The organism is Qipengyuania proteolytica (assembly GCF_019711565.1).
Classification (GTDB): Bacteria; Pseudomonadota; Alphaproteobacteria; order Sphingomonadales; family Sphingomonadaceae; genus Qipengyuania; species Qipengyuania proteolytica.
Genome location: NZ_JAIGNN010000002.1, coordinates 328,356 through 351,868, shown reverse-complemented (window position 1 = coordinate 351,868; position 23,513 = coordinate 328,356). Strand labels below are relative to the sequence as shown.

Genomic DNA, 23,513 nt, shown 5'->3' with positions numbered 1-23,513 from the left:
CGGCGCGGACGAACTCCATCGCCCGGCGCGTCCTATGGCCGCCCGCGGCGGTTGCCCGGATTGCCAGGGCCTGTGCCCGGACCATCGTTCACCGGCGGGTTGCCGGGCGGCTGCGGATCGATACCGTTGCCGACACCATTGTTGCCGCGCGGCCCTTCCGGCCTGCCGCCGCCCCCGCCCGATTCAGCGATCGACTGCGCTGACAGCGAAGTCGACAGGAGGACGGTCATGGCAGGCGGCACGGTCAGCGAATACTTGCCGCAGGCTGCCAGGAAGGCGCGGCGATCGCTGCCTGCCGCGCCGGTTTCTGTGGTTTCATTCTCGCTCATGGGCTTTCTCCAGCACCGGCGAATAAAGCATCCGTCTGCGCCTGCCTGCAACAGCAAAACCCGCCCGCGCGGCGAACCTATACTAAATAGTCGGCCGCGCATCGTCCCCGATACTCTTCCGGCGCCGATGACCCGACACCGGAAAAGGTCAGGCGGCGATATCGCGCAGGAATTCGCCGACGGCGCCCTCCAGATCGCCAAGTTTTCGACTGACATCGCCAAAGGCATCCTCAACCTGATCGGCCTGCGCGTCGACGGCCTCGGCTGCGGTGCGGATGGAAGCGATCGTATCGGCCATGGCGCGGGCAGTCATTGCGGTCTCGTCGATCATGCTGGCAATCGTCGTCACCTGGCTGGATTGGGCTTCCATGGTGTTCTGGAAAGAGGCCGTGGTCTGCGAGACCTGACCGATGCTTTGCGCGATGGCGAGGTTCGCCTGGACGGTCTGCCCGCCGGAAGACTGGATGCCCGCCACCTGGCGCACGATCTCGTCTGTCGCCACCTCGGTCTGCCGGGCGAGCGACTTCACTTCCTCCGCGACCACCGCAAATCCCCTGCCGGCCTCGCCGGCGTGGGCTGCCTCGATAGTCGCATTGAGCGCCAGCATCCGCGTGAGATCCGCGACGTTGCGGATCATCGCGACGACGCTCTGGATCTCGCTCGTGTGCTGGCTGAGTGCAGAGATGACCGCGCCGGCCGCGTCGGCTTCGCGCGCGGCATCGGTGCTGACCCGGCTGATGTCGCCGACCGACCTGCGCGTTTCCTGGATGCTTTCGACCAGCATGGCGGATTCCTGCGCGGCATTGCCCATGACCTGGGCCGACTGCTCCGCAGCCGAAGCAATGTCGGCGGCATCGACCACCAGCGCGCGCGTCGATTCCCTGGCCCGGCCGGCCAGCTTGGTCATGGCGTCGCTGCGCCTGGTCGTCGCGGCGACCAGTTCGGCAATCGTGGTGCGGAACCGCTCCGCGATTTCGGCGCGGCGATCCGCTTCCTTGTACCGCGCGATGCGGTTGACCCGCGCCACGGCCAGTTCCGCGCCCATGTGGTTGATCGCGCCGAGCACTTTCAGGCGCCGGGCCATGTCGTCTGGATCGCGGGCATTCTCGCAAGCGAACACCTGCACGCGGCTGAAGGACAAGTGCATCAGGGCAATGACGCGGTAGGGATCGGTCTTGTTGGCGGTAATCCAGTTGCCGACGCCGGCTGCAGCCTTCATCCAGTATTCGTCGATTGGCCTGCCGTAATGCGTGGTCATGCTCTTGCGCATCGCCTCGATCGTGCCGTCGACGTCGAAATCGCGGGGCAATTCGCCATCCGCAACCTGGGTTTCCAACCGGTCGCGCATCGGCTGGACGACCCAGTCCATGCGCGGTTCGATCTCGCTCCAGATCTGCGCGAGAAGCTGCTGTTCGTCTGCGCCGATGACGAAATATCTCTTCCGTTCTTCGACGTCGATCCTGTTGTTCGGTGCGACAGGCTCTGTTGTCACGAAAATCCCCTCCCGGATTGTCTCGGGATGGGATTTAGTTCATGGATTTTACATTACGGTTAACGGCCCGTCGCTTGGCGATCAGGGGCGTTCCTGCCCGTCGCCGTGCACCAGGTACTTGAAGCTGCACAGCTGTTCGAGGCCTACGGGTCCGCGCGCGTGCATCTTGCCCGTGGCGATGCCGATTTCCGCGCCCATGCCGAACTCGCCGCCGTCGGCGAACTGGGTAGAGGCATTGCGCATGACGATGGCGCTGTCGATGCTGGTCATGAAGCGGCGGGCGGCGTCGTCGTCTTCGGTCATGATCGCATCAGTGTGGTGCGAACTGTAGGTCGAGACCCACTCGATCGCCTGGTCGAGGCCATCGACCACTTTCACGCTGGCGATGGGATCGAGATATTCGGTGCCCCAGTCCTCGTCCGTGGCGGGCTTTATGCGGCCGTCGAGCGCAACGGCGGTTTCGTCACCGCGCAATTCGCAGTCTTCGCCCATGATCGCAGCGAGGCGCGGCACGAAGTCTTCCGCCACCGCGCGGTCCACCACGATGCTCTCGGTCGCCCCGCATACGCCGGTGCGGCGAAGCTTGGCGTTGCGGATCACGGCGGCCGCCTTGTCGAGATCGGCGGCTTCGTGGACGTAGCTGTGGCAATTGCCGTCGAGGTGGAGGAGGGTGGGGACCTTGGCCCGGTCGCGCACCAGCTCGACGAGGCCGCGTCCCCCGCGCGGGATCACCAAGTCGACATGCTCGACTGCCTCGAGCAGCGCGGCCACGGCGGCGCGGTCGGGGGTCTGGATCGTCTGGACTGCGTTGCCCGGAAGCCCCGCAGCCTTGAGCCCGGCCTGCATGCATTCGACGATCACGCGGGTCGAGTGGCGGCTTTCCGAACCGCCGCGCAGGATCACGGCATTGCCGCTCTTGAGGCACAGCGCGCTGGCGTCCGCCCCGACGTTGGGGCGCGATTCATAGATCATGCCGATCACCCCGATGGGTACCGCGACGCGTTCGATGGTGAGGCCGTTGGGCCGTTCGAAAGTCGCGAGCACGCGGCCGACGGGGTCGGGCAGGGCGGCGATTTCTTCGAGTGCCGAGGCCATGCCTTCGATGCGTTCTTCATTGAGGCGCAGGCGGTCGATGAAGCTCTCGGGCTTGCTGTCCGCCACGCCGGCTACGTCTTCGTCGTTCGCTGCGATCAGCTCGGCCATGCGGGCGCGCAGGGCCTTGGCCGCTTCGTGCAGCGCTGCGTTCTTCGCCTCGGTGCTGGCGACGGCGAGGCCGCGGGCGGCTTCGCGCGCACGGCTGCCGAGTTCGTGGACGTGGATCTGCGGGTCGAGTGTCTGGTCGGTCATGGTGGTACCTTGTGGTAGGGGCGGGAGGCGCGCTCAGCGCAGCTCGACCGCCCGGTTATACGCGGCTTCGAGCGTTTCGCGAAGCCGGGTGGAAATGGTGTCGTCGCCATTGAGCGCGGCGAGGCCGGCGGCGGTGGTGCCGCCCTTGCTGGTCACCGAGTTGCGGAGGTCTTCGAGGCCGGGCGCATCGGGCTCCAGCGCCATCGCGATCGCGCCTTCCATGGTGCCCAGAACAAGCGCGCGGGCTTCCTCGCGGTCGAAGCCCATGGCCATGGCCGCCTCGACATAGGCGCGGGCGATCTCGAAAACGTAGCCGGGGCCGGAACCCGCGACGGCGGTGACGCGGTCGATCTTGTCCTCGCTGTCGACGACGACGGCGGTGCCGGTGCGTTCCATCATCGCGCGCGCGTGGGCAAGCGGTGCGCCTTGCGCGGCATCGTCGGCGCAAATCCCGCTGACACCCTTCCCGACGGCGGCGGGGAGGTTCGGCATGACGCGCACCACGGGTGCGCCACCGGTCAGCCGCGACAGGCGCGCCAGCGAGCATCCGGCGGCGATCGACAGGACGTATCCGCCCTCGGCCAGCATCGGTGCGTAGTCGGGCAGGATGTCGTCGATCATCTGCGGCTTGATGGCGACGATCACGACATCGAAGCGCTCGTCGGCGACTGTGGAACGGTCGCGAACCAATCGCGCGCCATCGGGCGCGGCGTCCAGCGCCGGATCCACGATGGTGAACTCTTCGTCCCCGCGCATCCAGTGCGACAATAGGGCGCCTCCCATCTTGCCGCAACCTATCATTATGACTTTCGAATAGGAAATATCGTACCTCTTTTAATTGCAGCTCGACTTTCAGGCGTTTTTATCAATCGAAAATCCACTTCGCCTATTGTGGAATTAATATTCGGTAATTTCCAAGTAATAACAGTAAAAAATTATTAGAATTCTCGGTTGTGCGGTGCACCATCAATACCTAGGTTGGGTGTGAGAAATTTCAAGACGCACGGATTGTTCATTATGGCCGAAAAAAGAAACATTGTTATCAAGATCGGGTCGGCGCTCCTCGCCAACCAGGACCTTCTAACGCCCCGTTTCGGGTTCCTGCAACGCCTGATGGAAGATGTCACGCGCCTGCGCTCGCAGGGGTACGAAGTGATCCTGTGTTCTTCCGGCTCCGTGGCACTGGGCCTGCGTATCGTTGGAGAAACGCCCGAGACCGCGGGAGTTTCCGACAAGCAGGCCGCCGCTGCGTGCGGCATGCCGCTGTTGCTCAATGCCTACAAACAGGTCGGGCACGAGTTCGGGATCGAGATCGCGCAGGTCCTGCTGACGCTGGGCGACTTCGAGGACCACCGCCGCTTCCTCAACACCCGCAACACGGTCCACCGCCTGCTCGAGGCGGGCGTGGTGCCGATCATCAACGAGAACGATTCCATCACCACCGAGGAAATCCGCGTCGGCGACAACGACCGGCTGGCGGCGAAGGTCGCGCAGATGGTCGGTGCCAAGGACCTGATCATCCTCACCGGTGTCGATGGCCTCTACGATCGCAACCCCGACGATTCCGAAGCGCAGTTCGTGCCCGAGGTTACCGACGTGTCGGAATACATGGCGGCAACGCAGGGCAAGAGCACGCTCGGCACGGGCGGCATGGCGACCAAGCTGCAGGCCGCCAACATGGCACAGGAGGCGGGCTGCACGACCTGGATCGCGCAAGGGGAGGTCGACCGGCCGCTTTCGACCGTGCTTTCTGGCGAGCGCCGATCCACCAAGGTCCACGCCAATCCGAACCCCTTGTCCGGCTGGGACAGCTGGATCGCCAACCGGCTGCAGATGGCGGGCAGCCTCGTAGTATCTGACCGGGCATTGTCCTGCCTGCCGGAGACGAAGGTGCCGATCACGCGCGCGGACATCGTCTCGATGGACGGCGATTTCACGCGCGGCGACGTGCTGCATATCTATGACAAGCACGGCGTCGAGCGGGCTCGCGGCCTCAGCGACTTCACCTCCGAGGAAATCCGCGTGCTCACCAACAATCCCGACACCGACGCCGATCAACTGCTCGGTTACCGCACCAAGGGCGAGATCATCCGGGGCGCCAATCTCGTCCCGCTGGAAACGCGTCACCTCCTGTGGGACGCGCCCGCGGCGATCGCCTGACGAAAATTTATTCGCCGGGGCTTGGAACCGGATCGTTTCGCTCGTATTTAGTCAGTGCGGACCGGGCCCCTCTGGCGCGTGTTCTTCGGAGCGCGCGTGATGTCGGACCGCATCGGACATGCCGATGCGCGCTGGCGGGCCCCTTTCCCCCCTCCCATACCAGCCCTTCGGCCGCGTCGGCTGTCCGATCGATTCAAGCCTCGATACGGAGACTCTGATGACGGCCCGAATGTTTCGACTGACCCAGATCCACCAGCGGATCGACGAGCGCCTGCGCATCGAATTGCGCAAACGGCGCCCCGACTGGCAGGAATTCGCGCGGCTCGAAATGCTGCGGCAGCGCGCCAAGCACGCGCTGAACCGACTTGCGGGACGCGGGCTGACGGCCTGACGGCGTCTGCCCCGACCGCTGCCGCGGCGGGCCGCTTTCCCATGGCGGTTCTGCCGCGGCTCAATTTTTCCAGACACCAGACAAGACACAGGGAGACCATATCCATGGTCAAAGCCATCGCACCCATGATGCGTGATTTCCTGCAAAAGGAATCCGCCGGCGGTATCGTCCTCATCTTCGCCGCCCTCCTCGCGCTGGCGGTGGCCAATTCGCCGCTTGTCGGTGCCTACCAGGACCTCCTCGACACGGGGGTCGTGGTCGGCATCGGCAGCTTCGTGATCGACAAGCCGCTGCTGCTGTGGATCAACGACGGTTTGATGGCGGTGTTCTTCTTCCTCGTCGGGCTCGAGGTGAAGCGCGAGATCTTCGAAGGCCAGCTGTCGAGCTGGGACAAGGCCTCGCTCCCGGTGGTCGCCGCGATCGGGGGCATGGCAATCCCGGCGCTGATCTTCCTCAGTCTCAACGCGGGCTCGCCAGATACGGTCGATGGCTGGGCGATCCCGGCCGCGACCGACATCGCCTTCGCGCTCGGCATCCTCTCGCTGCTCGGCGACCGTGTGCCGGTGGCGCTCAAGGCGCTGCTGCTGGCGATCGCGGTGATCGACGATATCGGGGCCATCGCCATCATCGCGCTGTTCTATTCGGGCGAGCTCGACACCGGCATGCTGGGCGCAGCCGCCATCGTTTTCGTGGTCATGCTGGCGGTGGGCCGCGCGCGGGTGCAATCGACCATCCCCTACGTCCTGCTGGCGATCCTGATGTGGGCCTTCGTGCTGAAGTCAGGCGTCCACGCGACATTGGCCGGGGTCGCCGCCGCGATGACCGTCCCGCTCGACCCTGACAGCGACCACGGCCCGCTCGAGACCATGGAGCACGCGCTACATCCGTGGGTCGCCTTCCTCGTGATCCCGATTTTCGGTTTCGCCAATGCAGGGGTGACGCTGTTCGGCCTCTCGCCTGCAGCGCTTCTCGAGCCGCTGCCGCTCGGCATTGCGCTCGGCTTGCTAGTGGGCAAGCAGCTCGGCATCTTCGGGTTTGCCTGGGCGGCCGTGAAGCTGCGGATCGCCAGCCTGCCCGAAGAGGTCAGTTGGCGCCAGGTGCATGGGATGAGCCTGCTGGCCGCGATCGGGTTCACCATGAGCCTGTTCATCGGCAATCTGGCCTTCGCCGCACCGGAACAGATCGACGCGGTGAAGATCGGTGTCCTGACCGGATCCACCATCGCCGCGCTCGCCGGTTATTTCCTTCTCAACCGCGTGCTTCCGCGTGAAGCCGCCGACGAAAGTATGTCCTGATGGATTTCCTCTTCACCGACTGGCTCGGCACCCCCGTCTGGTTCTGGGGCGCCTTCCTTGCCATCGTGGCAATGCTGACCGCCTTCGACCTCGGCGTGCTGCACAAGGAGGACAAGGAACTCGGCATCGCCGAGAGCCTGAAGCTGTCCGCCTTCTACATCGGCGTGGCCATGCTGTTTGGCGCGTGGGTGTGGTTCGAACGCGGCGAGACTGCGGGCATGGAGTACTTCACCGGCTTCTTCATCGAGAAGGCGCTGTCGATCGACAACGTCTTCGTGATCAGCCTCATCTTCACCTATTTCGCAGTCCCGGCAAAATACCAGTACCGCGCGCTGCTGTGGGGCATCATGGCGGTGATCGTGCTGCGCGGCCTGATGATCGCGGGCGGGGCGGCGCTGCTGGCGGAAGCCTACTGGGTGCTCTATTTCTTCGCGGCCTTCCTGATTGCGACCGGCATCAAGATGTTCTTCGCCGGCGACGAGCCGATGGACGTCGGCAACAACCCGGTGGTGAAGTGGATCAGCCGCCACATGCGCGTGACGCCCGAACTCCACGACCAGCATTTCTTCGTGAAGGTGAAGGACGAGAAGACAGGCAAGCTGGTGCGCGCTGCGACGCCGCTGTTCCTGGCGCTGGTCGTGATCAACCTCGCCGACCTTGTCTTCGCGCTCGACAGCGTGCCGGCGATCTTCGCGATCACGACCGACACCTTCATTGTCTACACCAGCAACATCTTTGCGATCCTCGGCCTGCGGGCGCTCTATTTCGCGCTCGCCGCCATGGTGCACCGCTTCCACTATCTGAAGTACGCGCTGGCCGCGGTGCTGGTGTTCATCGGGTCGAAGATCTTCGTCAGCGATTTCCTGTTGGACGGGGGCAAGATCCCGGCCTCGATCAGCCTGGGCGTCACCGCGGCGCTGATCGCGGCGGGAATCGGCTATTCTCTGTGGAAGACGCGCGGCAAGCCCGAGCCGGACTGGCCGGCGCCGGGCTGAATGCGCGACCGATTGGCCTGATCAGGCGGCGGCGTTGCCCGCGCTCATCGTGGTGCCGACCTTGTTCATGGTGGTCGACAACTCGTTGCCGAGCGCCTGCAGCGACACGATCGCCGCAACGGCGATCAGGGCCACGATCAGCCCGTATTCGATCGCGGTCGCCCCGCGTTCGTCCCGGCCTAGTGCGTGAAGGAATGTCATCGTTTCGTAGCCCCGTCACATGGATTGCAGGACCGGTGATAGATTCTCAACCTTAGCTCGCGCTTGCGTAACATGGTTAACCAACCGAAACTTTCGCAGGCAGGGGACAGGCAGGCGAACTTCACTTGGCGTTCAGCAGGGTGCTGGCTATACGCTCGCCCCATGACCACGCGTTCGCATTCCCAGAGCAAGCTCTTCCTCGCCGCCCTCGTTGCCGGTGCCAGTGTCCTGACCGCCGGTTGTGCGGGCAAGGGCGACGCCAACGATCTCAAGAACACCGCTTACGTGGCGCGGGACGTGGAGACGCTCTACCGCGAAGCCAAGCGCCGCCTCGACAACGGCAATGCGAAATTCGCCGCCGCCCTGTTCGACGAGGTCGAGCGCCAGCATCCCTATTCGCCCTGGGCGCGGCGCGCACAGCTGATGAGCGCGTTCAGCTATTACATCGCGCAGGAATACAATCCGGCGATCCAGTCCGCCCAGCGATTCCTGTCGATCCACCCGGGCAACAAGGACGCGCCCTATGCCTACTACCTGATCGCGCTCAGCTATTACGAGCAGATCAGCGATGTGCAGCGCGACCAGAAGATTACCGAACAGGCGCTGACCGCGCTGCAGGAAGTGAACCGCCGCTTCCCGACCACTCAATATGCCGCAGACGCCCGCCTCAAGATCGATCTCGTGCAGGATCACCTCGCGGGCAAGGAAATGGAAATCGGCCGTTTCTACGAACGGTCGGGCAACTGGATCGCGGCGCAGATCCGGTTCCAGAACGTGGTCGACAACTTCCAGACCACCAGCCACACGCCCGAAGCGCTCTATCGCCTGACCGAAACCAGCCTCGCGCTCGGCCTTCCGGGCGAGGCGAAGAAATACGCCGCCGTGCTCGGTGCCAACTATCCCGGCAACGAGTGGTACGAGAAGGCCTTCGACCTCATGCAGAAGCATGCGCCGGCCGTGACCGCGAGCTGAGTCTCCGGCAAACCGCGAGTTAACGCTATTTTTCCGGCGGTCCGCTAGATGCGGGTCAATGCCGGGATGGACCCTCAAGAGCCTGATTGCGGGCGCGGCGCTGTGCGTTGCCGCGAGCCTAGCCGCGCATCCGGAAGATATGCTGGTCGGCGGCGCGCAGGTCGGGCCGGGGGAGATCGCCATCGCGGGGCTGCTGGACGGGCGCCGCGACAAGGTCGATTTCGAGGCCGTCACGGTCTCCATCAACGGCCAGCCCGTCGAGCTTCGCGCAGACGGTCACTTCGGCGGAACTTTCCCGATTTCGCCCTACTACCGCGTCGATATCGCCGGTCCGGGCATTTTCGCCATGGTCCAGACCTTCGGCAATGGCGAGGTGCGTGACGAAGCGTGCGACTGCCTCGTCTTCCCCGCGATCGAACTGGTGGCGCGCAGGAAGGGCCGGATCGAACTGTTCTTCGGCGGCGACAGCATGGCGGGGCGCCGCTTCTTCGAGGCTCCGCGCGGCGAGCAGGCGGTGCTCGACCGCGTGACGCTGGATCGCGATCTCGACCGGCTCTTCACCGCGATCAAGCCCTATCTCGAGACCAGCGATCTCGCCTCGATCAACCTCGAATCGGTGGTCGCGGCAGAGCAGCCAGGACCGCCGGCGCCGAAGAAATACCTGTTCTTCTCCCCGCCCGAATTGCCGATGGCGCTGGCGCGGGCCGGGATCGACCACGTCTCGCTCGGCAACAACCATACTGCCGACTATCGCGATGCGGGGATGCGCACGACGCTTGACGCGCTCGATGCGGCGGGGGTCAAGCGCGCGGGCGCGGGCATGGATGTGGCGGAGGCCGAGCGGGCTGCCCGCTTCACGGTCAGCGGCCAGAAGCTCGGCATCTTCGGCTTCGTCGGCTGGCGCGGCACCTGGACGCCGAACCAGACGGCCACCGAAACCAAGTCCGGCGCGGCCTGGGGCAAGCGCAGCGATGTCGAACGGGTGACGACGCGCGAACGGCGCGCAGGCTACATCCCGATCATGCATTTCCACGGCAACATGGAATATGCCGACCGCCCGTCCGAAATGTCGATCCCGCGCTATCGCGCCGCGATCGAGAAGGGGGCGCCGCTGGTCATCGGCCATCATCCGCACGTCACCCACGGGCTCGAGATCTATCGCGGCGGGCTGATCGCGCATTCGCTCGGCAACTTCCTGTTCGACCAGGAGCACCCCCACACCCATGTCACCTACACGCTCAAGGTCTGGCTGGAGAACGGCAAGTTCCTGCGCGCCGAGGTCATCCCGATCCAGATGCTCGACTATCGCCCCGTACCGGCGGTCGGCACCATGCGCGAGGCGGTGCTGCGCCGGGTGAGTTGGCTGTCGAGCGAGATGGGCACGGTGCTCGCCCGCAGCGGCGGGCACATGGCGGTATGGCGCGAGCAACCCGGTGTACGCAGCCCCGCGTGCCGCACGCCCGAGGCGTTCACCCTCACGAGCCTCGCGCCTGCCTGTCCGTCTGCGACCAGCCAGTATGGCCGCAACCTCATCCCGCGCGGGGACTTCGAGAACACCCGCGTCGGCGAGGCAGCCGACCGCTTCTGGATGACGCTCAACGCCGGGCTCGACTTCCGCGAGAGTGCGGACGGAGGGGGCTACATGGCGCTGCTTCCCGAAAGCGGCAGCAAGGCGGCCTATCTCTATTCGCGCTCCTACATCCGCGACGTGGAAGCGACCGACTTCACCCTGCAGGCACGTATCACCCTGCCGCGAAGCGCGACGGTCGAACTGATCGTCAAGGAGCGACCGCAGGAGGACGACGAGGCCAGCCCATCGGTGCGCGGCGAGACGATCGCCAACAAGCACTTCGCCGCCGGGGCCCAGGACCTGAGCTTCGACTTCAGCCGCCCGCCAGAAGTGCCAGGCAAGGCGCGGGCTTTCCGGCTCATCCTGCGCGTCGATTTCGACGACAGGGCCCAGGCGGGCGACCGCGTTGTCGAGATAGACGACCTGGCGCTGGTCGAATGGCCGCTGGGCGAGGCGCAAGGCGATCCCGCGCAGGCCTGGCGCTGGACGCATAGCCGCCCTCACGCCGCTCCGCATCTCGCGGGTAAATGATCCACACGTAAGCCGCGCGGAAGGCGGTGACGCGGCCCGTATGCTGCGCTAGAGAAGCCGGTGATGCTGACCCGGCTCGCCATCCGCAATATCGTGCTGATCGAAGCGCTCGATCTCGATTTCGGGCGCGGTCTCGGCGTGCTCACGGGCGAGACGGGGGCGGGCAAGTCGATCCTGCTGGATTCGCTGGGCCTCGTGCTAGGCAATCGCGCCGATAGCGGCCTCGTCCGCGCGGGCGAGGAGAAGGCGAGCGTGACCGCCAGCTTCGAATTCGCCGTGCTGCCCGCCGGGATCGCCGAACTGCTCGAGGATGCCGATACCGAGATCGACGAAGGCGAGCCGCTGATCCTGCGTCGCCAGCTCAAGGCGGACGGCAAGAGCAAGGCCTTCGTCAACGACCAGTCGGTCAGCGTCGGCTTGCTGCGCGAGCTCGCGACCTACCTTGTCGAACTGCACGGCCAGCACGACGATCGCGGGTTGGTGAACCCGCGCGGCCACCGGGCGCTGCTCGACCGGTTCGCTGGCGGAGAGACCGAACGGGTTGCCGCGGCGTGGGCGAAGTGGCGCGCCGCCGAGGACGCGTTGGCCGAAGCGCGCGAAGCGGTCGAGAATGCCAGGGCCGACCAGGACCTGTTGCTCGCGCATCTGACCGAGCTGACCGCGCTCGAACCGCAGGCGGGCGAGGAGGCGCGCCTCGCCGAAACGCGCGCGGACATGCAGAAGGGGGAGAAGCTTTCGGGCGATCTCGAGGAACTGCGGCACATCTGGGAAGGCTCGGATTCGCCGCTCGCCGCGCTGCGCGTGGCCGCGCGCCGGCTCGACCGGATCGCACCCGAGCATCCGCTGCTCGCCGATGCGCTGGCCGCGCTTGATCGCGCGGTGATCGAGGCGGGCGAGGCGGAGGACAAGCTGCAGGCCGCAGCCGAGGCGCTGGTGCACGATCCGCAGGCGCTCGAGGCAGCGGAAACGCGGTTGTTCGACCTGCGCGCGCTCGCCCGCAAGCACCGCTGCGAGGTCGACGAGCTGCCCGGCAAGATGCGCGAATTCCGCGCCGCGCTCGACTCGATCGAGGGCGGGGAGGCGCAGCTCGACGCGCTGGAGGCAGCGGCGAAGGATGCCGGCCAGCGCTACCGCGCCGAGGCCGAGGCGCTGCACGCGACACGCGTGGCCGGCGCAATGCGGCTCGACGAGGCGGTGGCTGCCGAACTCGCCCCGCTGAAGCTCGATGCGGCGAAATTCCGCACCGCCGTAACCGAACTGCCGGAGGAACGCTGGGGCGCGCAGGGCATGGACACGGTCGAGTTCCTCATCTCGACCAATCCCGGCGCCGATTTCGCCCCGCTCGCCAAGATCGCCAGCGGGGGCGAGCTGTCGCGCTTCATCCTCGCCTTGAAGGTCGCGCTGGCGGAAAAGGGCGGGGCGGCGACGATCATCTTCGACGAAATCGACCGCGGCGTCGGCGGCGCGGTGGCAAGCGCCATCGGCGAACGGCTCGCGCGGCTGGCGGCGGACGGGCAATTGCTCGCCGTCACGCACTCGCCCCAGGTCGCGGCGCGCGGCCGCACGCATTACATGATCGCCAAGAGCTCTGACGGCACGGTGACCCGCACCAGCGTGGCCCTGCTCGACGAGGCCGGGCGGCAGGAAGAGATCGCCCGCATGCTCAGCGGCGCGGAAGTGACGCCCGAAGCGCGCGCGCAGGCGGACCGGCTGCTGGAGGGGGTTTGATGCGCTGGGCCGAAGCCGCGGGACTGATGGCTTTTCTTTCTGCTCTTCTGGCTCTGACAGCAGTATCGGCCCGCCCGATCGGACACCCCGATACCGAAGGAGCTCTTGCTGCGGCGCTCAAGAGGGAATTCGAGTGGTTCATGAAGGATGATCTCTATCGGAGATCGGATGAGCCTGCAGAAGCGATTACCCTCTGCCTCGGTGGTGAAAGCCAATTCGATATCGAGCGGCTGGCAATGCATCTGTCGGACACTGTCATCCGTCCCGTTCCGTACAAATCCTGTCGACGCGTGGTCGAAGAGGGAGATTTCGGCATGTTCACGGCGCTCTATCACTATTTCGGACCTGATAGTGAAGAGGCGAGCAGTCTTGCGGTTGTCGCAATCAAGTGCCCCACTACCTCATCCTGTGTCATAGATATCGATGATTTCGGTGGCGGCTATCGACATTTCGTTGAACAAAGAGGTGCCGATTGGGTGGTTGTTGAGACCACGACCCGCTGGGTCGTCTAGGCCGAACATTAACTCTCCCGCTGCCCGAGATAGATCAGCACCAGCAGTCCCCACACGCTGAACTTGAACGCGTCGTCATCCGGCACCGAACCCGTCGCCGCGCATTTCATCTCCAAGTAATCGGAGGTCGCATGCGCCGAATTCTCCTCACTTCCATCGCGGTTCTATCGACGGCCTGCGCGCCTTATCTGCCGCGCTACGCGCCGGCGCAGGAGGCGTTCGAGATCGGCTTTTACGAGGACATAAACACGCCGCGCCTCGCGCTGCTCGAATACCGGCTGGCCAAGTATTTCGCGTGGAAAGACCGGCCTTACGAGGTGGTCTGTGCCTCGCAGGAGCGGCCCGGCGTCGCGAGCGGTGTTACCGAGCGGCTGCCGCTCGAACCGGAGGTGGAACTGGCGCTCCTGAAACGCTTTCCCGGCCTGTCGCCTTTCACCCGCTGCCAGCAGCAGGGTATCGATGTCGTGGCTGCCGACACGGGCGTTCCGGCTGCGATCTTCGACGTGAACGAGTTCAGCTGCGAAACGCCGGCCAACTGCGTGGGCTGGGGCGGCTATTACGCCAATGGCCAACACGGCTGGAGCTATCATCGCCTGCGGTTCGAACGCGGCGAGTGGCGGATCAAGCCCGAGGACCTGGGGATCGTGCTGACCTGATCAGGCGGCTTCCCGCTGGCCCAGATAGATCAGCACCAGCAGTCCCCACACGCTGAACTTGAACGCGTCGGCAAGCGAGCCGGAGCCCACTTCGCTCTGCCACATCTGGTAGCCCGCGCCGCCGATGGCGCCGAAGAAGCCGAACCAGACCACCACGGCCAGCCCCGCGCCGAGCTTGGCGGTGCCCTTGGCCGCCTCGAACCCGGCGGCATCCGCGGCGCGCGCCTGCCACAGCTTCCACGCACCGAGCAGGCAGATCACCCCGGTCGCGATTTCGGCGAGGAAGATCACCCAGGCAAGCGGTTTCACCGCCGCGCCGCCGATGGCGGGCAGGAGATTGTTCGAAAATACCGCGTTGTGCTCCAGCGACAGCACGTAGCCGACTGCGCTATAGGCCTGGTCGATATTCATGATGTTGTGGATCACATAGAGCATCGCCATCGCGCCCAGCGCGGCGACGAAGGCGGTCTTCAGGTAACGGTCGATCATCGCTTTCCCCCGATCGGTTGTGCGACCCGTCCCCGCGGCACTTTTCGCAGTGCGCAGGCTGGGGCATAGCTTGGCTCATGGGAATCGACCAAATCGCGCCTGTGGACATGTCCGAAGCCGAGGCCGCCAACGAGCTGATGCGGCTGGCGAAACAGATCGCGCATCACGACCGGCTCTATCATGCCGAGGACTCGCCCGAGATCAGCGATCCCGAGTATGACGCGCTGGTCCGGCGCAACCGCGCACTGGAGGAGGCCTTTCCGCATCTCGTCCGCGAGGACTCGCCCTCTCGCAAAGTCGGTCATGCGATCGCCGCCTCGCCGCTCAGCAAGGTGACGCACGAGGTTCGCATGATGAGCCTCGACAACGGCTTTTCCGAGGAGGAGATTGCCGAATGGGTCGCGCGTGTGCGGCGCTTCCTTGCGCTCGACGACGATGCGCCGCTGGCCTTCACGGCAGAGGACAAGATCGACGGCCTCTCCTGCTCGCTGCGGTACGAGAAGGGCCAGCTTGTCGTGGCGGCGACGCGCGGCGACGGGCAGGTGGGCGAGGACGTCACCCCGAACGTGGCGCATATCGCCGACATCCCGCAGCAACTCGCCACCGACAACCCGCCAGACGTTTTCGAGGTTCGCGGCGAAGTCTACATGGAAAAACAGGCCTTTGCTGCGCTCAATGCTGCGCAGCAGGGGGCAGGCGGCAAGCTGTTTGCGAATCCGCGCAATGCGGCGGCCGGATCGCTCAGGCAGAAAGATGCGAGCGTGACCGCCAAGCGGCCGTTGCGGTTCTGGGCGCATGGCTGGGGCGCGGCGTCCGAAGTGCCGGGGGCAACGCAGCACGAGGTGGTCGAAGTCCTGCGGCAATGGGGCTTCCCGATCTCGCCGCTGTTCGACCGGGTCGACAGCCTTGCGGGCCTGCTCGCGCATTACGCCAGCATTGGCACGGCGCGGCCCGAACTGCCGTATGAGATCGACGGCGTCGTCTACAAGGTTGACCGGCTGGACTACCAGCAGCGCCTCGGCTTCGTCGCCAAAGCGCCACGCTGGGCGCTGGCGCACAAGTTCCCTGCCGAGCGCGCCGAGACCACGCTCGAGGCGATCGATATCCAAGTGGGGCGGACCGGCAAGCTGACCCCGGTGGGCCGCCTCGCGCCCGTGCTGGTGGGCGGGGTGACGGTCACCAATGTCACGCTCCACAATCGCGACGAGATCGCGCGGTTGGGGGTCCGTCCGGGCGACCGCGTGGTCGTGCAGCGCGCGGGCGACGTTATTCCACAGCTTGTGGATAACCTCACCCGCGAGGTCGAACGCGCACCCTTCGTCTTCCCCGATACCTGCCCCGAATGCGGCAGCGAAGCGGTGGCAGAGGAGGGCGAGGTCGATGTGCGCTGCACCGGCGGGCTCATCTGCCCCGCGCAGCGGACTGAACGCCTCAAGCATTTCGTCTCCCGCGGCGCGCTCGACATCGACGGGCTGGGCGAGAAGACCATCGACCAGTTCTTCGCGCTCGGCTGGCTCGAAAGCCCCGCCGATATCTTCCGCCTGAAAGATCGCCGCAAGGACATCCTCGCGCTCGAGGGCTGGCAGGAGCGGTCTGTGGATAACCTGTTGGCATCGGTGGAAAACCGCCGTCAGCCCGATGCCGCACGCCTGCTGTTCGGCCTCGGCATCCGCCATGTCGGCGCGGTCACGGCGCGCGACCTGTTGAAGAATTTCCACGAGCTTCCGGCACTACGCGAGGCGGCGGAAAAGGCGCACGCCGGGGACGAGGAGGCGATCGCGCAGTTGACCTCGATAGACGGCATCGGCGGCGCAGTGGTCGAGGCGCTCGGCGATTTCTTCCACGAAGATCATAACACGGCCGTGTGGGACGACATCCTCGCGCAGGTCTCGCCGCCGCCCTATGTCGTGGAAACCAAGGAAAGCCCGGTCAGCGGTAAAACCGTCGTCTTCACCGGCAAGCTCGAGACCATGAGCCGCGACGAAGCCAAGGCGCAGGCCGAGCGATTGGGCGCGAAGGCGGCGGGATCGGTCAGCGCGAAGACCGACCTACTGGTCGCCGGACCGGGCGCAGGCAGCAAGCTCAAGAAGGCCGCCGAATTGGGTATCGAGGTGATCGACGAAGCGGGCTGGGCGGAGATCGTGAAGGCCGCGGGGTAGGCCGATCACAGGGGAGATCGTACATGCACATTGCCGATGCTCAGGCGGACTTGCGCCGCGCCTATACCGATGGCGGACCCGGTGTGATCGTTTCGGGCCTGGTGTGGCTCGCAGCGGCCTTCGCAGAGAGTCGCAGCGGGGTGGCGACAGGCTTCGTCGTCCTCTTCGTCGGCGGGATGTTCATCTACCCGCTCGCGCTGCTGGCCAACCGTGCGATCCTGCGTCGCGCCGGCGAGGCGAAGGACAATCCCTTCGGTCCGCTGATCCTTGAATCGACGATTGCCATGATCGCCGGCCTGTTCGCGGCCTGGCTGTTTCTCGATTACGCCCCGCAGCTTGTGATGCCGCTTGCCGCGATCATGGTCGGCACGCATTATTTCGCGTTCCGGACCGCCTATGGCGACAAGCTCTTCTGGATGCTGGCAGCCATCGTCACACTGCTTGGTCTGGCAGGGATCTACCCCGTTCTTCCCCTGCAGGGGACGGTTGCCCTGCAAGTTGCGGTGGCTGAAATGTTCTTCGGCATCGGCCTGACCGTGCGTGGTCTGAAGCGGTAGGTAGGAGCGTGCGACTAGCACAGATCGAGGCGGCGCGCGCCCATATTCTCGCAGCGTCCGATAGCGCGCGGTGATGCTTGCCGAACTCCACCCGCAGGCCCTGCGCATCGCCACGCTCCTGCGCGAGCGGCGCCAGAAAATCGCCGTCGCAGATGGGGCGACCGGCGGCCTGATCGCGGCTTCCCTCCTCACCGTTCCGGGCGCGCTCGACTTCTTCGTCGGGGGCGGGGTGGTCTATTCCTTCCGCGCCCGCAACGTGCTCTTCGCCCTCCCGCGCGAGGCCTATGCCGGGATGCGCGGCGCGAGCGAGGACTATGCGCTTCTTCAAGCGCGCGCGATCCGCGACAATTTCGGGGCCGAATGGGGCATCGCCGAAAGCGGCTCGGTCGGCGGGTCGAGCCACCCGAGCGGGGCGACGGCGGGGCGCAGCGTGGCCGCCATCGTCGGCCCGGACGGCTTCGAACAGATCCAGGTGACCGAAACCGGCAGCGACGACCGCATCGCCAATATGGAGGCCTTCACGCGTGCGGCGCTGGCGGCCCTCCAGGACGCGCTCTCTGCCTGATCAGTCGTTCGGCATGATATGGATTTCGCGCACCGCCGCCGTCGCGGGTTGCTGCAGAGCGTAGACGACCGCATTGGCGACGTCTTCTGGCTGGATCTTGCCCGGCTTGGGCTCGTCGAAGAACGGGGTGTCGACCATGCCCGGCGTGATCACGGTGCAACGGCCGCCCCATTCGCGCATTTCCTCGGCCAGATTGCCGGCGAAACCCTGCACGAACCACTTGGTGGCACCATAGACCGAGCCCTTGAGATGGTCGCGCCCGGCCTTGGAGCCGGTGATCACGAACTGCCCCTTGGACTTCCTGAGATGCGGGATGGCGGCATGGGCTGCGTAGAGCACGGCGAGCACATTAACGTGGATCATGTCGTGCCATTCCTGCGGATCGCCCTGCTCGACACCCGGCTTGGCGACACCCGTCCCGGCATTGGCGAAGACCGCGTCGAGCGATCCGAAGGCCGAGACCGTGCGCTTGATGGCATCGGCGATCTGCTCGCGATGGGTCACGTCGCAGGCGATGGCTAGCGCGCGATCGCCGATCTCGGCGGCCAGCGCCTCCAGCTTGTCCGCCGACCGGGCGCACAGGGCGACGTTCCAGCCCGCCTCGGCAGCGGCCTTGGCTGTTGCGGCACCGATGCCGCTCGATGCGCCGGTGATGATAAGTGTCCTTGCCATGGGTTCCTGCCTGTCCTGCCGTGTCTGTCGCAGACCAAGCGGCCACACCCACGCTTGGTTCCGCATGAATGGGGCTTGCGCGATGTCGTTTCTGTCCTCGCTCGCCCGGGAAGCCTCTGTTAAATGTAACATAACGGGCATCAGGCGGGGGATGACATGATCCAGGAATGGAAGCGCGGGCGCGTGCAGCGCAGGCTCGAGGATCAGGAAGGCCGGGAGGGCCTGCGGCGTATCGCCACCTGGATCCATGTGTTTCGCGGCGAGGCGGAAGCGCGCATTCCACGCGACGAGGCGAAACTGTGCGCCGACATGGCCATGGGCCGGTACAGCTGCGTCGGCAAGTCGCACTCCTACAACGGCGTCCAGATCGTGCCGGGCGTGAACGCGATGATGATGCGCGAAGGCGGACTGGACCGGCTGGATTACGACCCTGCCACCGGCATCGCGACCGTAGGGGCTTCGGTCTCGGTCGAGCAGCTCAAGCTCTTCCTGCTCGGGCACAAGCGACGGCTCATCAATTCCGGCAATTACATGCAGCAGACGGTGGTGGGCGCGCTGGCAACGGGCACGCATGGCTTCGGCGACCGGGCGGTTATGGCCGATGCCGTGACGTCCGTAACGTTCCTCGACGACAGCGGCCAGCGCCACACGCTGAGCCGCGGCGACCCGGAATTCCCCTATGTCGCGCTGTCCTTCGGCACCATCGCCCCGATCGTCGAACTCTCGCTCGAGACCGTGCCGACCGAGGCTTTCATTTCGACCAGCCATGTCAATCGCCTGTCGAACCTGCGGGCGCTGCAGAAAGGGGCGATCGCGTCGAATTGGTGCATCCTGCCCTACACCGATCTCGACGATCCGGTGATGATGCTCCATGCGCTGTCGCCATTCGACCCGGCGGTGAAAACGAAGAAGGAGAGGTCGGGCGGCGGGTTCTTCGCGCCGGTCGCGCGGTGGGTGATCGGCAAGTACCAGTGGCTCGACCGCTGGGTGCCGAAGTGGCGCCGCCCGCTGCAGCGGTTCATCCACAAGCTGAACGTCACGCAGGTCGACCGGATAATCACCGATCCCGAAGATCTCGACTACCTTTACGATCCGAAGAAGGGGCAAGCCAAGGACCGCGCCCCCGATATCCTGCGCGGTTGCTTCTCGACCACCTATACGGGCTACAATCTCGCCTTTTTCGTGCCGCTCGAGAAGGCACCCGCCATCGTCAAATTCATCATCCGCGAGGCCGACGGACTGCGCGACCTGGGGTTCTTCCTCAAGGGCGTGATCAGCGTGCGCGAACTGCCGGGGACCTCAGACCTCGTCTTCGCGGCGAACCACACGCAGCCGATGGCGGCGATCGATCTCTTCGCCGACCCGCGCGACTATGCCTGGCTGGAACGGTTGCAGCGGCTGGTGATGCAGTACGAACCCGACACGCGCCCGCATTTCGGCAAGAGCGCGCTGATGCCCGAAATGCGGGATTCGCTCGGCGAGCAGCACCTCGACCGGCTGATGGCGATCCATCGCAGGCATTACCCGCAAGGCCGCCTGATGTTCAGCGAACGGGTGCGCGCGTTCCTGCAAACCGGCAAGCCGCTGCCGGGCGAACCCGCCGCCGACGCGAACCTCGCCTGATCATTCGGAGGCGGGCGGGGGGACCCATTTCATCACCCCGCCCGGAAGCGGCGTCCACCAGCCGGTGCGGATCCCCGCTGCGGCGAGCGTGTCGCTTGTCCACTGGTTGCAGCTGTTGCCCAGGTGGTAGGTGCCCGGCGCGTCGTAGAAAACGTCATAGCTGCCATACCCCGGATAGCGCTTGCGCGCCTCGGGCGGGCGGACCTGCCGCTCGATCCGGGCGACCAGCAGGGCGTACTGCTCGGGCGTGACCCGCAGCACGCGAACCGTTTCGCCGGGCGCGGGGCGGACGTAATGCGCGGCATGGAGCAAGCCGTCTCCACCGGTGGCAGCGTTGAGCGCCGTGGCTGGCCGCAAGTCCCACCAGGTCGGCGTGTCGAGAAAAACCTGACGCTCCCCCCAACTCACCGAAACGTGGGTATAGGGGCGGGCCGGATCTCCGAGATCGGACGCTGGGAAGTCGGCTCGCCAATCCTTGATCGGCGTCACCAGCGGCATAACGATCCCGGTGTGGATACCGTTGGTTTCGATCAAGATTTCGACGCCCTCTGCGGGCTCCTCCCACTCGCCATTGCGGGGGATGGAACTGCCGACCCAAGCGCCGAGCAGGAACAGGATGGCCAGGGTGGCCAGCGCGGCGCCTAGCCGGCCGAGCCCGCGCAGAACGCGTCTCACCGAATGCGGCTCTTGCGCAGCCAGAGGATGGACCAGTCGCCGTTCACCAGCCGTCGGGCAAGACGGAAGCCGAGCGCGCGATAGGCGCGGCGAACCTGCGGTTCCTGCGTTTCGAGCAGCCCGGCAAGCAGGAGATTCCCCCCTGCCGGGATGGCGGCTGCGAAAGGCCCCGCCAGCTCGACCAGCGGTCCGGCGAGGATGTTGGCGATGAACAGGTCGTAGGGACCCCGCGCCTCGAGCAGCGGGTCGGCCATGCCGTCGGCGATCACCATGGTAAGTTCGCCCGGACCCGCGCCCTGCGGCACTGCGTTCAGCGCGCAATTATCCTCGACCACACTCGCACAGACCGGGTCGATATCCGAGGCAGTCGCGGTCGCGCCCGGCCACAGGTTGAGCGCGGCGAAGGCCAGCAGCCCCGTGCCGGTGCCGATATCGGCGATGTTGCGCGCCGTCACGCCCTGGCGCTTCATCAGGTCGAGCATCGCGAGGCACCCGGCCGTGGTCGCGTGCTGGCCGGTACCGAAGGCCTGGCTGGCCGGGATGACGAAGTCGACCAGGTCGGGGTCGGGTTCGTGTTCGGGCGTGCGCACATGGAACCGCCCTGCGCGGATCGGCTCGACCCCCTTCTGGCTTTCGACCACCCAGTCGGTCTTGGGTAGCTTTTCCACCACCAGTTCCGGAGCCTTGCCGGGAAACAGCGCCGCGACGCGCTGTACATCGGCGGGTTTCGGCTTGCGGTCGAGATAGACTTCGAAGGTCCAGTCTTCCGGTAAATGGTCGGCGACTTCCATCGCGGTCACCACCCATTCGGGCGGCCAGTCGAGATCCTCTTCATAGGCGACGAGGGCATCGCGCGCTTCGTCCTTCGAGCATTCGGCGAGGATCTTCCAGCTGTCAGCCACCGGCGGCCTCCTTGGCGAGGCGCTCTTTAAGACGCGCTTCGAGAGCGTCGGCATATTCCGCGCAAGACATGCCCCCGACGAGGCTGCCGGCAGCTGCGCGCTCGAGCATCTTGCTGGCGGACGGATGCGGCGTGAGCAATATGTCGCATTGCAGGGCACGCACCCGGGCAACGCTGTGCCGGTAAGCGGCAAGATAGGCGGGATGGTCAGAAAAGCGGTAAGCGTCGCTGCTCACGGGCGAAAGGCTGTCGGCATAGACGATCGTCTTGCAGCCGGCCCTGCCGTCGCAGTCCTGCCACTGCCAGCTCAGGGCACCAGCCGTATGTCCCGGGGTTGCGGTAGCGACGAGATTTGCCGTCTCCGTGCGCACGACATCGCCGTCGGCAACGATCACGTCGACCGCCACGGGCGCCATCGCATCGAGCGTCCCGGCCTGCGGATCGTCGGGCCCGACCTCGCCGCTGCGGAGCACCGCGGCAGCGGCGGCCGAGGCGGCGATGTGGGCGCCGGTCGCCGCCTTGAGCTTCGCAAAGCCGCCGACGTGGTCGAAATGTTCGTGACTGTGCAGGATCGTCGCGATCTCGTTGGGGCGGAACCCGAGCTTGCCGATATTGGCGAGTACCACCTCGGCGCCCGCTTCGGTGCCGCTGTCGATGAGGATGTGCCCCTGCGGTCCGGCGACGAGGATTGCAGCGATCCCGCAGGTGCCGACGTAATAGGTGTTGCCATGGATGCGGAAGGGCGGGGCGGGCTTGTCCCACTCGTCCCACGGCTCGCAGCCCGATGCCCATTGCGCCATCGTCACCTGCTCCGGCTCGGGCAGCGGATCGGGCGTCTGGATCGGCGGAGCGCAGGCTGCGAGGAGTGTGGCTAGCGCAACAGGTGTAGCCTTAGCGAACATAGCTTGCTCCGTTCGCATCGAGGGTGGCGCCGGTCAGGCTGGCGGGCGCGTCGAGCGCGCAGAATTCGATAAGCTTCCCGATCTCCTCGGGCTCGGCCACGCGGCCCAGCGGAATGTCTGCCAGCAGCCCCGCGCCGCCGCGGCTTTCGAGGTAATCGCCCGCCATCGCCGTATCTGTGAAACCGGGCGTGATCGCGAAGCTGAGAATGCCCTCAGCCGCATACTGCCGTGCGATGGTCTTGTGCATCGCCAGCATCCCGCCCTTGCTCGCCGCATAGTGCCAGTGCGCGGGCGAATCGCCGCGGTGGCCGGCGCGGCTGGCGACATGGACGATGCGCCCTGGCACGCCGCGCTCCAGCCAATGGCGGACGGCAAACCGGCTCAACTGGGCCGAAGCGGTCAAGTTGATGCGCATCGTGTCCTCCCATCCGTCGAGCCATTCGATGTCCGAGGCGTCGATCGGGTTGGGCACGAACATGCCCGCATTGTTGACCAGCACATCGATGGCGCCGCCAGCGCGGGCGAGGGCGGCTTCCCACAATTCATGCGGTGCGCCGGGGTCCGAAAAGTCGGCCGGGACGGTATCGACCGAGGTGCTGCTGGTCGCCTGGCCGATCACTTTGGCGCCGCGCGCCTCGAGAGCGTTCCTGGCTGCCGCGCCGATGCCGCGCGAAGAGCCGGTGAGAAGAATGCATGTCATGCAACGCGCTATTCGGAAATTTGCAGCACTTGTCGAGCCTGCCCGCCTTGCACGGCGCGCCCACTTCGCTAAGTGGGGCGCAACAAATCAC

The 23,513-nt window shown here is 65.8% G+C and carries 24 protein-coding genes; 13 read left to right on the top strand and 11 right to left on the bottom strand.

Annotated elements, in window-relative coordinates:
• Positions 1 to 32: 32 nt before the first annotated feature.
• The 4 genes from K3172_RS10600 to K3172_RS10585 form a co-directional block, all read right to left on the bottom strand.
• On the bottom strand, positions 33 to 329 hold the full coding sequence (locus tag K3172_RS10600) for a hypothetical protein (RefSeq protein WP_221589850.1): 297 nt from the start codon (positions 327 to 329) through the stop codon (positions 33 to 35).
• 148 nt (positions 330 to 477) lie between these two features.
• Positions 478 to 1,821, bottom strand: coding sequence for a methyl-accepting chemotaxis protein (locus K3172_RS15755; protein WP_221589847.1), 1,344 nt, complete (start codon positions 1,819 to 1,821; stop codon positions 478 to 480).
• Between the two features lie 81 nt (positions 1,822 to 1,902).
• Complete coding sequence (locus tag K3172_RS10590) at positions 1,903 to 3,168, bottom strand: glutamate-5-semialdehyde dehydrogenase (RefSeq protein ID WP_221589845.1); 1,266 nt, start codon at positions 3,166 to 3,168, stop codon at positions 1,903 to 1,905.
• A 33-nt stretch (positions 3,169 to 3,201) separates the two neighbouring features.
• Positions 3,202 to 3,969 carry a pyrroline-5-carboxylate reductase family protein gene (locus K3172_RS10585; protein ID WP_221589843.1) on the bottom strand — a complete coding sequence of 256 codons (768 nt, stop codon included), beginning with the start codon at positions 3,967 to 3,969 and terminating at the stop codon, positions 3,202 to 3,204.
• Between the two features lie 216 nt (positions 3,970 to 4,185).
• Between K3172_RS10585 and proB the strand changes: the two genes are divergently transcribed.
• The 4 genes from proB to K3172_RS10565 all read left to right on the top strand — a co-directional run bounded on the left by proB (position 4,186) and on the right by K3172_RS10565 (position 8,009).
• Complete coding sequence (proB, locus tag K3172_RS10580) at positions 4,186 to 5,328, top strand: glutamate 5-kinase (protein ID WP_221589841.1); 1,143 nt, start codon at positions 4,186 to 4,188, stop codon at positions 5,326 to 5,328.
• A gap of 229 nt (positions 5,329 to 5,557) precedes the next feature.
• Positions 5,558 to 5,719, top strand: a complete 162-nt coding sequence (locus K3172_RS10575) for a hypothetical protein (RefSeq protein ID WP_221589839.1) — start codon at positions 5,558 to 5,560, stop codon at positions 5,717 to 5,719.
• 104 nt (positions 5,720 to 5,823) lie between these two features.
• A complete protein-coding gene (gene nhaA, locus K3172_RS10570; RefSeq protein ID WP_221589837.1) occupies positions 5,824 to 7,014 on the top strand; it encodes a Na+/H+ antiporter NhaA in 1,191 nt (396 codons plus the stop codon).
• On the top strand, positions 7,014 to 8,009 hold the full coding sequence (locus K3172_RS10565; RefSeq protein WP_221589835.1) for a TerC family protein: 996 nt from the start codon (positions 7,014 to 7,016) through the stop codon (positions 8,007 to 8,009). The genes nhaA and K3172_RS10565 overlap by 1 nt, the downstream gene beginning before the upstream one ends.
• A gap of 21 nt (positions 8,010 to 8,030) precedes the next feature.
• Here the strand turns inward: K3172_RS10565 and K3172_RS10560 are convergent, their stop codons facing one another.
• Positions 8,031 to 8,210 carry a Flp family type IVb pilin gene (locus tag K3172_RS10560; RefSeq protein WP_221589833.1) on the bottom strand — a complete coding sequence of 60 codons (180 nt, stop codon included), beginning with the start codon at positions 8,208 to 8,210 and terminating at the stop codon, positions 8,031 to 8,033.
• Between the two features lie 162 nt (positions 8,211 to 8,372).
• On the opposite strand from K3172_RS10560, the gene K3172_RS10555 reads away from it, so the two are divergent.
• From K3172_RS10555 to K3172_RS10535, 5 genes are all read left to right on the top strand, one after another.
• Complete coding sequence (locus tag K3172_RS10555) at positions 8,373 to 9,182, top strand: outer membrane protein assembly factor BamD (RefSeq protein ID WP_221589831.1); 810 nt, start codon at positions 8,373 to 8,375, stop codon at positions 9,180 to 9,182.
• A 58-nt stretch (positions 9,183 to 9,240) separates the two neighbouring features.
• Positions 9,241 to 11,283 carry a CapA family protein gene (locus K3172_RS10550; protein ID WP_221589829.1) on the top strand — a complete coding sequence of 681 codons (2,043 nt, stop codon included), beginning with the start codon at positions 9,241 to 9,243 and terminating at the stop codon, positions 11,281 to 11,283.
• A gap of 63 nt (positions 11,284 to 11,346) precedes the next feature.
• The gene (gene recN, locus K3172_RS10545) at positions 11,347 to 13,011 is read left to right on the top strand and encodes a DNA repair protein RecN (protein WP_221589827.1); all 1,665 of its coding nucleotides are present in this window, start codon (positions 11,347 to 11,349) and stop codon (positions 13,009 to 13,011) included.
• Positions 13,011 to 13,523, top strand: a complete 513-nt coding sequence (locus K3172_RS10540) for a hypothetical protein (RefSeq protein ID WP_221589825.1) — start codon at positions 13,011 to 13,013, stop codon at positions 13,521 to 13,523. The genes recN and K3172_RS10540 overlap by 1 nt, the downstream gene beginning before the upstream one ends.
• Positions 13,524 to 13,654: 131 nt before the next feature.
• Positions 13,655 to 14,179 carry a hypothetical protein gene (locus tag K3172_RS10535; protein ID WP_221589823.1) on the top strand — a complete coding sequence of 175 codons (525 nt, stop codon included), beginning with the start codon at positions 13,655 to 13,657 and terminating at the stop codon, positions 14,177 to 14,179.
• On the opposite strand, the gene K3172_RS10530 is transcribed toward K3172_RS10535, so the two are convergent.
• Entirely contained in the window at positions 14,180 to 14,668 is a 489-nt protein-coding gene (locus K3172_RS10530; RefSeq protein WP_221589821.1) for a DUF2165 family protein, read from the bottom strand.
• A gap of 77 nt (positions 14,669 to 14,745) precedes the next feature.
• Between K3172_RS10530 and ligA the strand changes: the two genes are divergently transcribed.
• The 3 genes from ligA (at position 14,746) to K3172_RS10515 (ending at position 17,949) form a co-directional block, all read left to right on the top strand.
• Positions 14,746 to 16,827, top strand: a complete 2,082-nt coding sequence (gene ligA / locus K3172_RS10525) for an NAD-dependent DNA ligase LigA (protein ID WP_221589819.1) — start codon at positions 14,746 to 14,748, stop codon at positions 16,825 to 16,827.
• A gap of 23 nt (positions 16,828 to 16,850) precedes the next feature.
• On the top strand, positions 16,851 to 17,384 hold the full coding sequence (locus K3172_RS10520) for a DUF7010 family protein (RefSeq protein ID WP_221589817.1): 534 nt from the start codon (positions 16,851 to 16,853) through the stop codon (positions 17,382 to 17,384).
• A gap of 73 nt (positions 17,385 to 17,457) precedes the next feature.
• A complete protein-coding gene (locus K3172_RS10515; protein WP_221589815.1) occupies positions 17,458 to 17,949 on the top strand; it encodes a CinA family protein in 492 nt (163 codons plus the stop codon).
• Here K3172_RS10515 and K3172_RS10510 read toward each other — a convergent pair whose 3' ends face one another.
• Positions 17,950 to 18,621: an SDR family oxidoreductase gene (locus K3172_RS10510; protein WP_221589813.1), complete on the bottom strand. Its 672-nt coding sequence runs from the start codon at positions 18,619 to 18,621 to the stop codon at positions 17,950 to 17,952.
• A 156-nt stretch (positions 18,622 to 18,777) separates the two neighbouring features.
• On the opposite strand from K3172_RS10510, the gene K3172_RS10505 reads away from it, so the two are divergent.
• The gene (locus K3172_RS10505) at positions 18,778 to 20,244 is read left to right on the top strand and encodes an FAD-binding protein (RefSeq protein ID WP_221589811.1); all 1,467 of its coding nucleotides are present in this window, start codon (positions 18,778 to 18,780) and stop codon (positions 20,242 to 20,244) included.
• Here K3172_RS10505 and K3172_RS10500 read toward each other — a convergent pair whose 3' ends face one another.
• From K3172_RS10500 to K3172_RS10485, 4 genes are read right to left on the bottom strand one after another with little or no spacing between them, the layout of a single operon-like run.
• Positions 20,245 to 20,919 carry a DUF2459 domain-containing protein gene (locus tag K3172_RS10500; RefSeq protein WP_345725643.1) on the bottom strand — a complete coding sequence of 225 codons (675 nt, stop codon included), beginning with the start codon at positions 20,917 to 20,919 and terminating at the stop codon, positions 20,245 to 20,247.
• Positions 20,916 to 21,821 (bottom strand): 50S ribosomal protein L11 methyltransferase, encoded by a 906-nt coding sequence (locus K3172_RS10495; protein WP_345725642.1) that lies wholly within the window; start codon positions 21,819 to 21,821, stop codon positions 20,916 to 20,918. The genes K3172_RS10500 and K3172_RS10495 overlap by 4 nt, the downstream gene beginning before the upstream one ends.
• Positions 21,814 to 22,722 carry a subclass B3 metallo-beta-lactamase gene (bla, locus tag K3172_RS10490; protein ID WP_221589807.1) on the bottom strand — a complete coding sequence of 303 codons (909 nt, stop codon included), beginning with the start codon at positions 22,720 to 22,722 and terminating at the stop codon, positions 21,814 to 21,816. The genes K3172_RS10495 and bla overlap by 8 nt, the downstream gene beginning before the upstream one ends.
• On the bottom strand, positions 22,712 to 23,422 hold the full coding sequence (locus K3172_RS10485; protein ID WP_221589805.1) for an SDR family NAD(P)-dependent oxidoreductase: 711 nt from the start codon (positions 23,420 to 23,422) through the stop codon (positions 22,712 to 22,714). Before K3172_RS10485 ends, bla begins: the two co-directional genes overlap by 11 nt.
• Positions 23,423 to 23,513: the final 91 nt, after the last annotated feature.

What these genes read in the sequence shown, in the direction of transcription:
- K3172_RS10535 (WP_221589823.1), top strand. Translation starts at nt 13,655, where the DNA reads ATGCGCCGAATTCTCCTCACTTCCATCGCGGTTCTATCGACGGCCTGC.
- K3172_RS10510 (WP_221589813.1), bottom strand. Translation starts at nt 18,621, where the DNA reads ATGGCAAGGACACTTATCATCACCGGCGCATCGAGCGGCATCGGTGCC.
- K3172_RS10530 (WP_221589821.1), bottom strand. Translation starts at nt 14,668, where the DNA reads ATGATCGACCGTTACCTGAAGACCGCCTTCGTCGCCGCGCTGGGCGCG.
- nhaA (WP_221589837.1), top strand. Translation starts at nt 5,824, where the DNA reads ATGGTCAAAGCCATCGCACCCATGATGCGTGATTTCCTGCAAAAGGAA.
- proB (WP_221589841.1), top strand. Translation starts at nt 4,186, where the DNA reads ATGGCCGAAAAAAGAAACATTGTTATCAAGATCGGGTCGGCGCTCCTC.
- K3172_RS10515 (WP_221589815.1), top strand. Translation starts at nt 17,458, where the DNA reads ATGCTTGCCGAACTCCACCCGCAGGCCCTGCGCATCGCCACGCTCCTG.
- K3172_RS10550 (WP_221589829.1), top strand. Translation starts at nt 9,241, where the DNA reads ATGCCGGGATGGACCCTCAAGAGCCTGATTGCGGGCGCGGCGCTGTGC.
- bla (WP_221589807.1), bottom strand. Translation starts at nt 22,722, where the DNA reads ATGTTCGCTAAGGCTACACCTGTTGCGCTAGCCACACTCCTCGCAGCC.
- K3172_RS10600 (WP_221589850.1), bottom strand. Translation starts at nt 329, where the DNA reads ATGAGCGAGAATGAAACCACAGAAACCGGCGCGGCAGGCAGCGATCGC.
- K3172_RS10560 (WP_221589833.1), bottom strand. Translation starts at nt 8,210, where the DNA reads ATGACATTCCTTCACGCACTAGGCCGGGACGAACGCGGGGCGACCGCG.
- K3172_RS10565 (WP_221589835.1), top strand. Translation starts at nt 7,014, where the DNA reads ATGGATTTCCTCTTCACCGACTGGCTCGGCACCCCCGTCTGGTTCTGG.
- K3172_RS10585 (WP_221589843.1), bottom strand. Translation starts at nt 3,969, where the DNA reads ATGATAGGTTGCGGCAAGATGGGAGGCGCCCTATTGTCGCACTGGATG.
- K3172_RS10555 (WP_221589831.1), top strand. Translation starts at nt 8,373, where the DNA reads ATGACCACGCGTTCGCATTCCCAGAGCAAGCTCTTCCTCGCCGCCCTC.
- K3172_RS10540 (WP_221589825.1), top strand. Translation starts at nt 13,011, where the DNA reads ATGCGCTGGGCCGAAGCCGCGGGACTGATGGCTTTTCTTTCTGCTCTT.
- K3172_RS10590 (WP_221589845.1), bottom strand. Translation starts at nt 3,168, where the DNA reads ATGACCGACCAGACACTCGACCCGCAGATCCACGTCCACGAACTCGGC.
- recN (WP_221589827.1), top strand. Translation starts at nt 11,347, where the DNA reads ATGCTGACCCGGCTCGCCATCCGCAATATCGTGCTGATCGAAGCGCTC.
- K3172_RS10520 (WP_221589817.1), top strand. Translation starts at nt 16,851, where the DNA reads ATGCACATTGCCGATGCTCAGGCGGACTTGCGCCGCGCCTATACCGAT.
- ligA (WP_221589819.1), top strand. Translation starts at nt 14,746, where the DNA reads ATGGGAATCGACCAAATCGCGCCTGTGGACATGTCCGAAGCCGAGGCC.
- K3172_RS10505 (WP_221589811.1), top strand. Translation starts at nt 18,778, where the DNA reads ATGATCCAGGAATGGAAGCGCGGGCGCGTGCAGCGCAGGCTCGAGGAT.
- K3172_RS10575 (WP_221589839.1), top strand. Translation starts at nt 5,558, where the DNA reads ATGTTTCGACTGACCCAGATCCACCAGCGGATCGACGAGCGCCTGCGC.
- K3172_RS10485 (WP_221589805.1), bottom strand. Translation starts at nt 23,422, where the DNA reads ATGACATGCATTCTTCTCACCGGCTCTTCGCGCGGCATCGGCGCGGCA.